The organism is Stagnimonas sp. FW305-C-60 (assembly GCF_058782965.1).
Genome location: NZ_JBYSYF010000009.1, coordinates 96,164 through 108,446, shown reverse-complemented (window position 1 = coordinate 108,446; position 12,283 = coordinate 96,164). Strand labels below are relative to the sequence as shown.

Sequence of the window (12,283 nt, the reverse complement as noted above, 5' to 3'; positions counted from 1 at the left end):
TTGCTTACTTTTCTTTGCACAAGCAAAGAAAAGTGAGTCGCCAAGAGGCGAAAAAAAGCTCGCACCAACAGCGCAGCCAAAAGAGCGCGAACGCGCGAACGCAAAATGCACCTGAGCGACCAGCAACTGCTGACCTGGCTGGGTGCCTGGTTCTGGCCCTTCCTGCGCATCGGCACCGCGCTGATGGCCGCGCCGCTGTTCGGCAGCCGCACGCTGCCGGCACGCCTGCGGCTGATGCTCGCCCTGGTGCTGACCATCGCCGTCGCACCCGCGCTGCCGGCGATGCCGCCCCTGCAGCTGTTCGGCGGCGACGGCCTGCTGACCATCGTCCAGCAGCTCCTGATCGGCCTGGCCCTGGGTCTGCTCCTGCACCTGCTGTTCGAGGCGGTGCTGATGGGTGGCGAGCTGATCTCGGTGGCCATGGGCCTGTCGTTCGCGCAGATGGCCGATCCCCTGCGCGGCACCGCCTCGCCGGTGCTGGGCGCCTTCCTCAACGCGCTGGCGGTGCTCAGCTTCCTGGCGCTAGGGGGCCATCACGCCCTGCTCGACTGGCTGGTCGCCAGCTTCACGGCACTGCCGGTGGGGCCTCAAGGCCTGGGGGCTGTGGCCATGCGCGGCCTGGCGGAACAGGGCACGCGGCTGTTCGCCGGGGGCTTGCTGATTGCCCTGCCGGCCATGTGCGCGCTGCTGCTGGTCAATCTCGGCTTCGGCGTGCTCAGCCGCGCCGCGCCCTCGCTCAACATCATGGGCGTCGGCTTTCCGATCTCGCTCACCGCCGGCCTGGTCATGCTCACCCTGAGCCTGGGCGGCATGCAGGAGGTGTTCGCCCGCCTGCTCACCGAAACCGCGCAGCAGCTGAGCATGCTGCTTGCAGGGTAGGGGCATGAGCGAATCCTCTGCCCAAGACCGTACCGAACGCGCAACGCCCAAGCGCCTCGCCGATGCCCGCAAGAAGGGCCAGGTGCCGCGCTCGCGCGAACTGAGCGCGGCGGCGGTGGTGCTGGCTGGCGCCGGCGGTGTGCTGGCCTGGGGCGGCTCCGCCGCCGAGGGCGCGGCCACGCTGTTGCGGCAGAGCTATGCCGGCATCGTCCCGGCGCTGGACGACCCCAGCCTATTGGCCACGCGCGCGGCGGAACTGGCCGGGCAGGGCTTTTTGCAGGTGCTGCCGATCCTGCTGCTCACCACGATCGCGGCGCTGGTGGCACCGATGCTGATCGGCGGCTGGAACTTCAGCCCCGGCGCGGCGGCGCCCGACTTCGCAAGGGTCAATCCGCTCAGCGGCTTCAAGCGCATCTTCTCCGCCAACAGCCTGGCCGAGCTGTTCAAGGCACTGCTCAAGTTCCTGCTGATCGCCGCCATCGCCGCCGGTGTGATCTGGAGTGATCGCGAGCACCTGCAGGGCCTGGCCTCGCTGCCGGCCGCCAGTGCCGTTGCCGAGGGGCTGCGGTTGGCGCTCAACGCCCTGTTGTGGATGGGTGGCGGCCTCTTGCTGATCGCGGCCATCGACGTGCCCTGGCAACTCTTCCAGCACGCCAAGCAGCTGCGCATGACCAAGCAGGAAGTGCGCGACGAATACAAGCAGAGCGAGGGCAAGCCCGAGGTCAAGGCCAAAATCCGCCGTCTGCAGCAGGAGATGGCCAACGCCCGGATGATGGAGAAGGTGCCGACCGCCGACGTGGTGGTCACCAACCCCACGCACTACGCGGTGGCGCTCAGCTACAGCGCCGGCAAGGACCGCGCGCCGCGGGTGGTGGCCAAGGGCGCCGACGAGCTGGCGCGCGCGATCCGCGAACTGGCCGCCGAGCACCGGGTGCCCCTGGTCGAGGCGCCGCCGCTGGCGCGTGCCCTGTATCGTGGCTGCGAGCTCGACGCCGAGATTCCCTCGGCCCTGTACCAAGCGGTGGCGCAGGTGCTGAGCTATGTTTATCAACTGCGCGAGATCCAGAGTGGCCGACGGCCGGCGGCGGCACCGGTACCACCGCGCATCGACGAGGGTTTACCGAACGGCCAGCCGGATTGATGCGTTTGTCGGTCCAAACCGCTTTTCGGGGCTACCCTGAAAGCTAATGAAGAAAAATCAGGCACAGGCCGGTGCAACAAGGAGAGTCGATGCGCGAGGCCCCTACGCTCAAGCAGGCGCTACGGCGATTCGTAGACGCCCTGTGCGCGCGCTGGCAGCCTGACAACCGGCGCTGGGCGCAGATACTCAACGGCCTGAACCCGCAGATATTCGTCGGCCTGCTCGACGCCCGTGGCGCGGTCCTGGAAGCCAACGAGCCGGCTCTGGCCGCCGCCGCCACGACGCGCGAGGCGGTGGTCGGCCTGCCGGTCTGGGAGATTCCCCTGGTTGCCGGCCTGCCGGCCTCGCGCCAGCAGCTGCGCCGGGCGGTGCAGCGGGCGCTGGCGGGCGAGGTGGTGCGCGAGGATCTGGAGATCGCCGTCGCCGATGGCAGCCTGCGGATCATGGATCTCTACCTGCGCGCCGAAACCGACCGTCGCGGCCGGCCGCGTTATCTGATTCCCTCCGCCTGCGATGTCACCGAGGCCAGGCGGGCCCGCAACGCCCTGGCCGAGCATCTGGAAGTGCACCACTTCCATCTCAGCAATACGCCGATGGCGGTGATCGAATGGGACGCGCGGCTGCGGGTGCGCAGCTGGTCGCAGCGCGCCGAGGCGATCTTCGGCTGGAGCAGCGCCGAGGCGCTGGGCAAGAGCTGCCGCGAGCTGGGCCTGATCGCCGCCGAGGAGCAGGGCAACCGTCCGCGCTGGCTGCGCGAGCTGCGCACCGAGCTGGGGGCGCTGCCGGAGGTGGTCTGCCGCTGTCGCCGTCGCGATGGCAGCGCGTTGATGGTCGAGACCTACCGCTCGGTGCTGCGCGACGCCAGCGGCCGGCTGACTTCGCTGTTCACCTTCAGTCAGGATGTCACCGCCCGCGAGCAGGCTCTGCGCGAAGTGCGCGAAAACGAGCTGCGATTTCGCAGCGTGTTCAACCAGGCTTCGGTCGGCGTCGCCCTGCTCGACGCCCAGGGGCATTGGCTCAAGGTCAACCGCAGCCTCTGCCAGATCACCGGCTACACCGAGGGCGAGCTGCTGCGCACCGACTTCCAGAGCATCACCCACCCCGAAGACCTCGCCAAGGATGTCGATCTGGCGCACCAGGTGCTGGCTGGTGAGATCCCCGGCTATCAGATCGAGAAGCGCTATGTGCGCAAGAACGGCTCGCTGGTCTGGGTGCTGCTGCACGTCGGCCGCATCGAGGCCACCGCCGACTCGCCGGCCTATTTCGTCTCGGTTATCGAGGACATCAGCGCCCGCAAGGCCGCCGAGTTGCGCATGCAGTCGCTGCAAAGCTCGCTGGAGCGGCAGGTCGGCGAGCGCACCCAGCAGCTGCGTACGGCGGTGACCGCCACCGAGCAGCGCAATGTCGAGCTGGCGCAGGTGGCCGAGACCACCGGCCTGTTGGCCGGCGCCCGCGATGTCGAGGAGGCGATGCGCATCGTCGGCCGCAGCTGCCGCACGTTGTTTCCGCTTGCCGACGCCGCGCTGTATCTCTCCACCGAGGCGCCCGAGCGCCTGCAGCTGCGCGAATACTGGGGCAGCGGCGCGCGGCCGGAAGAAAGCCTGCTCGCCGACCACTGCTGGGGCCTGCGTCGCGGCCATGAGCATAGGGTCGAGGAGGCCGACGACCCGCTGCGCTGCCGCCATCATGGCGAGCGCAACGACAGCCAGGCGCACAGCTGCCTGCCGCTGATGGCGCTGGGCGAGCGCCTGGGCCTGCTCAGCCTGTCCTGGCGCGCCGACGCCGGCTGGGCGCCGGACCAGGTGCTGCTGCGCAGCCTGGCCGAGCAGATCGGCCTGGCGATCGGCAACGTCCGCCTGCGTGAGGAGCTGCGCCGCCAGGCGCAGCACGATCCGCTCACCGGCCTGCTCAACCGCCGCCAGCTCGAAGAGCATCTGCGCCAGCGCGGTGGCGATCATGTCCGCACCGGTCGTGGCTGCGCGCTGCTGTTGCTCGACCTCGACTACTTCAAGACCATCAACGACCGCTTTGGCCACGAGGCCGGCGATCGGGTGTTGCAGGAGGCGGCGGCGCTGTTCCGCCGCTGTGCCCGCGTCGAGGAGGCAGTGTTCCGTCTCGGCGGCGAGGAATTCGTGATGGTGCTCGCCACCGAAGATCCGGAAGAGGCGCTGCGCGCCGCCGAGCGCATCCGCAACGAGATGCAGGCGCTGCGGGTATCCCGGCGCGGGCAGATCCTGCCGGCGGTCACGGTGTCGATCGGTATCGCCTGCCTGCCCACCGACGCCAGCGAGGTCCAGGCGCTGCTCAATCTCGCCGACGAGGCTCTGTACGCCGCCAAGCACGCCGGCCGCAACCGCTCGCAGCGCTACGACCAGCTGAGCCGCTCGCCGCGGCAACCGCCGCAGGCGCAGTGCTCATGAGACGGGAGCCGCCCGCGGCGCTGTCCTGGCTGCCGCAGCTGGGCGAGCAGCGAAGCACCCTGCTGGTCAACAACCTGCTGACGGTCGCACTGTGCTTCAGCTACGCCTGGGTACTGCGCCAGGTGCCTTCCGTCGAAGCCTTCGAGCCGGCCCTGTTCCTCTCCGTCGGCGCGATCATGCTGGGGCTGTCGCTGGCGCTGTGGCGCCACTGGATCGGCTACCTGCCGGCCGCTTCGCTATCGCTGGGCGCGGCGACACTATTGCTGGCCGAGCGGCTGCTGATGGTTCTCAACGGACCACTGCTCGATGACCCCGGGCAGAGCCTGTTCATGCCGGTGTTCTCGTATTACGTGCTGCTGTATGTCGCCATCCTGGTGCTGCTGCCGTATCCGAGTTCGGCCCTGGCCGGCGTCGCCGCCTGGCTGTTGATGGCGACGCTCACCACGGTGCAGACCATGCCGCAATGGCAGGCCGCCCAACCCCGGCCGATGCTGCTGGCGACCCTGGTCTACGTGTGGCTGGGGCATGGCACCCTGGTGTTGCTGATCTTCAGCGCGGCCTGGATGCAGAAGCGTCTCGCCGACCAGTTGGCCGCCACCGCCGCCGCCGAGCGCGAATCGCGGCAACTGGCGCAGCAGGCCGAGGGGCTGTGGGCGCGGCAGCGGCAGGTCTTGCAGTTTCATATCGAAAACACGCCGCTGGCGGTGATCGAGTGGAACGCCGATCTACGCCTCACCGCCTGGTCGGCGCGTGCCGAGCAGATCTTCGGCTGGTCGGCTGCCGAGGTGCTCGGCAAGAGTCCGTTCGACTGGCCGTTTGTGCACGAGGACGACGAGCCGGCGGTGCGTGCGCTCGGCCGGCGCATCCGCGAGGGCCGCGAGCAGCAGCTGATGATCGACTGCCGCAACTACCGCCGCGACGGTTCGGTGGCGCAATGCTGCTGGTACAACTCGATCCTGCGTGACGCCGAGGGCGAGGTGCTGTCGGTGTTTGCCCTGGTCGACGATGTCAGCGAGGAGCAGAGCGCGACCCAGAACCTGCGTCGCAACGAGGCGCTGTTGCGCGGTCTGTTCGACCAGGCCGGCGTCGGCATCGCCCTGCTCGATGAGCAGGGTCGCTGGCTGTCGGTCAACCAGCGTCTTTGCGAACTCACCGGCTACAGCGAGGCGGAGTTGCGCGCGCTGGACATGGAGTCGCTCACGCATCCTGCCGACCCCGGCCATGACCAGCTGCTGGCGCGACGCATGCTCACCGGCGAATTGCCTGGCTATCGCTGCGAGAAGCGCTACCGGCGCAAGGACGGCAGCGATGCCTGGATGGTGCTCAACGCCCGTCGCATCGAGGCCCAGGAAGGCGCGCCCGCCCACTACGTGAAGGTGCTGGAGGACATCAGCGACCTCAAGGCCAGCCAGGCGCGTGTGCAGGCGCTCAACGCCAGCCTGGAAAACCGAGTCAACCAGCGCACCAACCAGCTGCACGAGGCGATCAACGACGCCGAGCGGCGCGGCCGCGATCTGCGCCGCATCGCCGAGATGACCGGCCTTTTGGGTGGCGCCCGCGACATGCAGGAGGCAATGAAGATCGTCGCCCATACCGGCCGCCGCCTGTTCCCGGAGGCCGAGGCGGCGCTGTACCTGGTTGGCGACAGTCCCGACCGCTTCGTGTTGCAGGAATACTGGGGCAGCGCCGAACCGCCGGTGGTGGGCTTCGCGCCCGCCGATTGCTGGGCGGTGCGGCGCGGCCGCGAGCACCGCATCGAGGACTGCCTGGACGAGCTGCGGTGCAGTCACAACGAACATGTCGGCAACGAGCGGCCGCAGACCTGCCTGCCGCTGGTGGCGCTGGGCGAAACCGTTGGCGTGCTGTCCCTGACCTGGAGCTATCGCCCCGATGGCTGGGCGCCGGAGCCGGTGCTGCTGCACAGCCTGGCCGAGCAGGTGGGCTTGGCGATCGGCAATGTCCGCCTGCGCGAGGAGCTGCGCCGGCAGTCGGTGCACGATCCGGTCACCGGACTGGGCAACCGCCAGCAGCTGGAGCAGCACCTACGCCGCCGCGCGGCCGAGCAGGCGCGCGGGGGCCGCGGCTTCTGCCTGCTGCGTCTGGACATCGACGACTACGGCAGCCTGTTGGAGCGCTTTGGTCTGGACGCCGCCGATGGCCTGCTGCGCGAGATCGCCGATCTGCTGCAACAGGCGATCCGCACCGAGGAGCCCTTGTTCCGCCACGGCCCCGGCGAATTCGCGATGGTGCTGGTGGGTGATGAACCCGAGCAGGCGTTGCACGCGGCCGAGCGCATGCAGGCGCAGTTGCAGGGCCTGCTGTTTTCACCGCGAGGGCAGCCGCTGCCGCCGGTGCAACTGTCGGTGGGCCTGGCACTGTACCCGCGCGACGCCGAATCGCCGCCGCAGCTCCTGGAACAGGCCGCGCAGGCGCTGGAGCAGCAGCGCCGGCAGCGCCGCTTGGGGCACTCGACCCCGGCGGTACTGGGTGGCGGCCGCTAGGCTTCCTCCGCTACGCCGTCTTGTCGGCCCTGTCCTGTGCCAGCGCCTCCGGGGACCAGACCTCGACTCGATTGCGACCGCCAGCCTTGGCCGCGTACATCGCCCGGTCGGCGCGGTCGATGCACTCTTCGACGGTGGCCGAGGCATCCAGCAGGCTGACGCCAAACGAGGCGGTGACATAGGGCGGACGGGTGGCGGCTGCGGGCGAGTCCACCAGCTCGGCGATCGCCGCCCGCAGCCGCTCCGCCATCGCGGTCGCCGCTGGTAGATCGCTGCCGGGCAGGAGGATCAGAAACTCCTCGCCGCCGTAGCGATAGACGCGGTCATAGGGCCGCAGCCCGGCCTGGACGCATTGCACGGTGGCTGCCAGCACCGCGTCGCCGGCCAGGTGGCCGTAGTTGTCGTTGACCTGCTTGAAGTGGTCGAGGTCGAATATCACCAGCGCACAGCTCTGAACTTTGCGGCGCACCAGGGCTTGCTGCTCGCGCAGGTCGGAAAGCAGGCTGACGCGGTTGCGGGCGCCGGTCAGCACATCGCGGTTCTGCAGGGTTTCGGAGAGCTCGCGGCGCAGCGACTGAATCTCCAGGCGCACCCGGTCCAGGGCGTTGGCGAACTGGTCGAACTCGGTCGCCGAGACTGGCAGGCCATCACCGCCGCGTTGCAGCATCCCGGCCGCCAGCCGATGCATCTGTTCATGGGTCTGGCCTAGCGCCAGGAAAGTGGGGTGCTGGCGCAGTGGATCGGCCTCGCTGCTGTCGGCCCATTGGCCAAAGCGGCAGCGATGGTGGGCGTCCGGGCGCAGATCGGCGGCGTCGGCGGGCAGCCTGGCGACCAGGCCGCGCAGCAGCCCCTTGGTCCATTGCTCGTGGTTGTACAGCGCCTGGTCGAGCTGACCGAGCATGGCCTGCAATTGCGTAGGGGGCAGGGCGGTCATCTGGCGGCATCTCAGAGCGGACTTATTTTCAGTTTGCGTCCCTGCCGGCCAGGTGCAATGACCTGCATCAACCGACACGGCGCTGGCTCCCGGAGCAGGAAAGCCAAGCTCGCACGCGGCTTGCAATAGGGCAGACGGAATTCCGTCACCCGCCCTGACATGCCCTTCGCCAAGAACCCGTTGCTGAGCCGCGCCGCCACCGGCCTCAAGGCCATACCGCGCGATGGACTGGCGGCACCGCTGTTCCTGCTCGCCATCCTGGCGATGATGGTGGTGCCGCTGGCGACACCGGTGCTGGACCTGCTGTTCACCTTCAACATCGCGCTGTCGCTGGTGATCCTGTTGGCGGTGATCTACGTGCTGCGGCCGCTGGAGTTCAGCGCCTTTCCCACCGTACTGCTGCTCGCCACCCTGCTGCGGCTGGCGCTCAATGTCGCCAGCTCGCGGGTGGTGCTGATGCACGGCCACGAGGGCGCGCACGCGGCCGGCCGGGTGATCGAGGCCTTCGGCCATTTCGTCATCGGCGGCAATTACGCGGTCGGCTTCATCGTCTTCATGATCCTCACCATCATCAACTTCATGGTGGTGACCAAGGGCGCCGAGCGGGTTTCGGAAGTCAGCGCCCGCTTCGTGCTGGACGCCATGCCCGGCCGGCAGATGGCGATCGACGCCGATCTCAACGCCGGCCTCCTGACCCGCGAGGACGCCCGCGCCCGCCGCGAGGAGATCCGTGAGGAAGCCGACTTCTACGGCTCCATGGACGGTGCCTCGAAGTTCATCCGTGGCGATGCCGTCGCCGGCATCTTGATTTTGTTCATCAACATCCTCGGCGGCCTGCTGATCGGCGTCGCCCAGCACGGCTTGCCGTTCGGCGAGGCGCTGAAGAACTACACCCTGCTGACCATCGGCGACGGCCTGGTGGCGCAGGTGCCCTCGCTGCTCACCAGTGTGGCGGTGGCGATGCTGGTGACCCGCATGTCGCGCTCCAGCGACATGGCCCAGCAGGTGTTCAGCCAGGTGTTCCGGCAGCCGCGGGTGCTGGCAGTGGCGGCAGCGGTGCTGGCGCTGATCGGGGTGATTCCCGGCATGCCCAATCTGGTGTTCCTGATCCTCGCGCTGGGTTGCGGCGCCGGCGCCTATTTGATCGCCAAGGCGCGCGCCAAGCCGGCCGCGCAGACCGCGCCCAGCGCCGCGCCGCCGCCGGCCGAGCTGAGCTGGGACGATGTGCGGCCGGAAGATCCGCTCGGCCTGGAGGTCGGCTACCGGCTGATCCCCTTGGTCGACACCAAGCAGGGCGGCGAGCTGATGGCGCGCATCAAGGGCGTGCGCAAGAAGCTCACCCAGGAGCTGGGTTTCCTGATCCAGCCGGTGCACATCCGCGACAACCTCGAGCTGATGCCCAATGCCTACCGGCTGCTGATGTCCGGCGTGCCGGTGGGGCAGGGACAGGTGTACCCCGACCGCGAGATGGCGCTCAATCCCGGCCGCGTCTACGGCGAGTTGGACGGCATCCGCGCCCACGATCCAGCCTTCGGCATGGAGGCGGTGTGGATCGAGCCCGGCGCCCGCGCCCACGCCCAGACCCTGGGCTACACCGTGGTCGATGCCGGCACGGTGATCGCCACCCATCTCTCGCAGGTGGTACGCGAGCACGCGCCGGAGCTGCTCGGCTTCGACGAGGCTCAGCAGCTGCTCGGCGCGCTGGCCAAGGCCGCGCCCAAGCTGGTCGAGGATCTGGTGCCCAAGACGCTGTCGCTGGGCGCCTTCACCAAGGTTTTGCAGGCTCTGCTCGCCGAGCAGGTGCCGCTGCGCAACTTGAAGGCCATCGCCGAAGTTCTGGCGGACGCCGGTGCGCGCAGCCAGGATCCCGTCACCTTGGCCAGCGCCGTGCGCGTGGCGCTGGGGCGCCAGATCGTGCAGGAAATCCAGGACGCTTCCGGGGTCGCCGCCAATACCGAATTGCCGGTGCTGACCCTGGCTCCGGCCCTGGAACGCGTGTTGCAGGACTCCCTCAGCCAAGGAGCCGCCGTGCTCGAACCCGGACTCGCAGAGCGCATGCATACCAGTCTCGCCAATGCCGTCAGCAAACAGCAGGACGCCGGCGAACCGGCGGTGCTGCTGGTGCCGGGGCCACTGCGCCCGATGCTGGCCCGCTTCACCCGCCAGACCGTGCCCGGCCTGCGGGTGCTGGCCTTCAACGAAGTTCCCGAAACCCAGAAGCTGCGTCTGGTCTCCGCCGTGAGTCCGTAAGCCATGAAAATTAAGCGTTTCCAGGCGCGCAACATGCGCGAAGCCATGAACCGGGTCCGCGAGGAGTTGTCCGGCGACGCGGTCATCCTCGAAAGCCGTCGGCTCGCCGATGGTGTCGAGGTGGTCGCCGCCGTCGACTACGACGAGACCCCGGCGCAGCAGACCCTGCGCGCGGTGCAGGCCGCCGAGCCGCCGCCGCCCGCGGCGCCGCGTCCGCAGTACACGCCGGCACCGTCGCCATCGCCCTGGTCGGCCCGCTCCGGCGACAGCGAGCTGGCATCCCTGCGTCGTGAGATCGCCGAGGTGAAGAGCCTGATGCAGAGCCAGCTGGCCGGGCTGTCCTGGTCGCGGGAGAAAATGCAGCAGCCGCAGCGCGCCGGCTTGTTCCGCGCGCTGCTCGGCCTGGGTCTGGAGCCGGCGCTGGCGCGCGAACTGAGCGGCGAAGTCAGCGCCGAGCAGGACGCCGACCAGGCCAAGCGCAGTGTGCTCAGCGGCCTGGCGCGCAAGCTGCCGGTGCTGCCGCGCGAGCCCCTGATCGATACCGCCGGCGGCCAGCAGGTACTGGCCCTGGTCGGCCCCACCGGGGTCGGCAAGACCACCACCATCGCCAAGCTCGCCGCCCGCTACGCCGAGCGTCACGGCAGCCGCGACATCGCCCTGGTCTCCACCGACCACTACCGCATCGGCGCCCAGGAGCAGCTGTTCCACTACGGCCGCCTGCTCGGCGTGCCGGTGCAGACCGCCCGCGATGCCGGCGAGCTCGAGGCCCTGCTGGGTCGGCTCGCCGACCGCCGGCTGATCCTGATCGACACCGCCGGCATGGGTCCGCGCGACCGCCTGCTGTCCAACCAGCTGTCGCTGCTGCGGCCGCTGGCCGGCAGGCTTTCCACTTACCTGGTGATGCCGGGCGGCGCCTCGGCCGGCGACTGCGATCACATCGTCGCCCAGTTCCGCGCCACGCCGCTGGCCGGCTGCATCCTCACCAAACTCGACGAGGCGACGCGCATCGGCGCGGCCTTGTCGGCGGCGGTACGCCATCAGCTGGCGCTGGCCTGGGTCTGCGACGGCCAGCGGGTGCCGGAAGATCTCTGCGCGGTGCGCGCCGAAGACTTGGTGCGCCGCGCCTGCGAACTGGCCCGTCTGCTGCCGCAGGCGCGCGACGAGGAGGTCCTCGCTGACGACTACGCGGTCGCCCAGTCCGGCCGCCAGGCCCAGCACGGAGGTGCCAGCCATGTGGCCGTCTGAGCCGGCTCGTCCGCCCGAGGACCAGGCTGCCGGCCTGCGTCTGGTCGGCTACCCGGGCAGCGGCCCGCGGCCGCCGCCGAAGGTGATCGCGGTCGCCAGCGGCAAGGGCGGGGTGGGCAAGACCACGGTCTCGGTCAACCTCGCTACCGCCATCGCCCAGACCGGGCGCAAGACCCTGCTGCTCGACGGCGACATGGGTCTGGCCAATGTCGACGTGCTGCTCGGGCTGACCCCGGCCTGGAACCTCTCGCATGTGCTGGAAGGCCGCTGCTCGCTGGAAGACACCCTCCTCGAAGGCCCGGCCGGCCTGATGGTGGTGCCGGCCGCCTCCGGCAAGAAGAACATGGCCGAGCTCTCGCCGGCCGAGAACGCCGGCATCGTCCGCGCGTTTTCCGAACTCAAGCGTGACATCGACGTGCTGATCGTCGATACCGCCGCCGGCATCGCCGACTCGGTGACCACGCTCTCGGCCGCCTCGCAGGAGGTGGTGGTGGTGGTCACCAACGATCCGGCCTCGATCACCGACGCCTACGCGCTGATCAAGGTGCTGTCGCGCGACCACGGTGTGAACCGCATCCAGGTGCTCGCCAACCAGGTCGCCAATCTCGGCGAGGCGCGCGAGATCTACGCCGGCCTGGAGCGGGTGTCGGAGCGCTTCCTCGACGTCACGCTCGCCTTTGTCGGCGCGGTGCCCTACGACGACTGGCTGAAGACCGCGGTGCGTCGGCAGAAGCCGGTGGTGGAGCTGTATCCGGGTTCGCCTTCGGCGCTGGCCTTCCAGGCCATCGCCCGCCGTGTCGAGGCCTGGGTGCCGCCGACCGCCGCCCGCGGCCATCTGGAGTTCTTTGTCGAGCGCCTGCTGCAACAGCCGCAGGGAGTCGCAGCGTGAACCGCGCCGGTCTACAGCGGGGTG

8 protein-coding genes are annotated in these 12,283 nt (G+C 69.3%); 7 read left to right on the top strand and 1 reads right to left on the bottom strand.

Annotated features, from left to right (window positions below; translation table 11 throughout):
• Positions 1-105: 105 nt before the first annotated feature.
• From fliR to AC3WT6_RS17120, 4 genes are all read left to right on the top strand, one after another.
• Positions 106-879 (top strand): flagellar biosynthetic protein FliR, encoded by a 774-nt coding sequence (fliR, locus tag AC3WT6_RS17135; RefSeq protein WP_492654817.1) that lies wholly within the window; start codon positions 106-108, stop codon positions 877-879.
• Positions 880-883: 4 nt separating this feature from the next.
• On the top strand, positions 884-2,020 hold the full coding sequence (flhB, locus tag AC3WT6_RS17130; protein ID WP_492654816.1) for a flagellar biosynthesis protein FlhB: 1,137 nt from the start codon (positions 884-886) through the stop codon (positions 2,018-2,020).
• Between the two features lie 89 nt (positions 2,021-2,109).
• Positions 2,110-4,440 (top strand): sensor domain-containing diguanylate cyclase, encoded by a 2,331-nt coding sequence (locus AC3WT6_RS17125; protein ID WP_492654815.1) that lies wholly within the window; start codon positions 2,110-2,112, stop codon positions 4,438-4,440.
• Positions 4,437-6,941: a sensor domain-containing diguanylate cyclase gene (locus AC3WT6_RS17120; RefSeq protein ID WP_492654814.1), complete on the top strand. Its 2,505-nt coding sequence runs from the start codon at positions 4,437-4,439 to the stop codon at positions 6,939-6,941. The genes AC3WT6_RS17125 and AC3WT6_RS17120 overlap by 4 nt, the downstream gene beginning before the upstream one ends.
• Before the next feature lie 10 nt (positions 6,942-6,951).
• Here AC3WT6_RS17120 and AC3WT6_RS17115 read toward each other — a convergent pair whose 3' ends face one another.
• Complete coding sequence (locus AC3WT6_RS17115; RefSeq protein WP_492654813.1) at positions 6,952-7,875, bottom strand: diguanylate cyclase; 924 nt, start codon at positions 7,873-7,875, stop codon at positions 6,952-6,954.
• 159 nt (positions 7,876-8,034) lie between these two features.
• Between AC3WT6_RS17115 and flhA the strand changes: the two genes are divergently transcribed.
• The 3 genes from flhA to AC3WT6_RS17100 are packed head-to-tail and all read left to right on the top strand — an operon-like array spanning position 8,035 to position 12,259.
• Positions 8,035-10,125 (top strand): flagellar biosynthesis protein FlhA, encoded by a 2,091-nt coding sequence (gene flhA, locus AC3WT6_RS17110; RefSeq protein ID WP_492654812.1) that lies wholly within the window; start codon positions 8,035-8,037, stop codon positions 10,123-10,125.
• Positions 10,126-10,128: 3 nt separating this feature from the next.
• Entirely contained in the window at positions 10,129-11,370 is a 1,242-nt protein-coding gene (flhF, locus tag AC3WT6_RS17105) for a flagellar biosynthesis GTPase FlhF (RefSeq protein ID WP_492654811.1), read from the top strand.
• Positions 11,357-12,259, top strand: a complete 903-nt coding sequence (locus tag AC3WT6_RS17100; RefSeq protein ID WP_492654810.1) for a MinD/ParA family protein — start codon at positions 11,357-11,359, stop codon at positions 12,257-12,259. The genes flhF and AC3WT6_RS17100 overlap by 14 nt, the downstream gene beginning before the upstream one ends.
• The last annotated feature ends 24 nt before the right edge of the window (positions 12,260-12,283 follow it).

Excerpts from the sequence above, each read along its gene's own strand:
- fliR (WP_492654817.1), top strand. The coding sequence starts at position 106 with ATGCACCTGAGCGACCAGCAACTGCTGACCTGGCTGGGTGCCTGGTTC.
- flhB (WP_492654816.1), top strand. The coding sequence starts at position 884 with ATGAGCGAATCCTCTGCCCAAGACCGTACCGAACGCGCAACGCCCAAG.
- AC3WT6_RS17125 (WP_492654815.1), top strand. The coding sequence starts at position 2,110 with ATGCGCGAGGCCCCTACGCTCAAGCAGGCGCTACGGCGATTCGTAGAC.
- AC3WT6_RS17120 (WP_492654814.1), top strand. The coding sequence starts at position 4,437 with ATGAGACGGGAGCCGCCCGCGGCGCTGTCCTGGCTGCCGCAGCTGGGC.
- AC3WT6_RS17115 (WP_492654813.1), bottom strand. The coding sequence starts at position 7,875 with ATGACCGCCCTGCCCCCTACGCAATTGCAGGCCATGCTCGGTCAGCTC.
- flhA (WP_492654812.1), top strand. The coding sequence starts at position 8,035 with ATGCCCTTCGCCAAGAACCCGTTGCTGAGCCGCGCCGCCACCGGCCTC.
- flhF (WP_492654811.1), top strand. The coding sequence starts at position 10,129 with ATGAAAATTAAGCGTTTCCAGGCGCGCAACATGCGCGAAGCCATGAAC.
- AC3WT6_RS17100 (WP_492654810.1), top strand. The coding sequence starts at position 11,357 with ATGTGGCCGTCTGAGCCGGCTCGTCCGCCCGAGGACCAGGCTGCCGGC.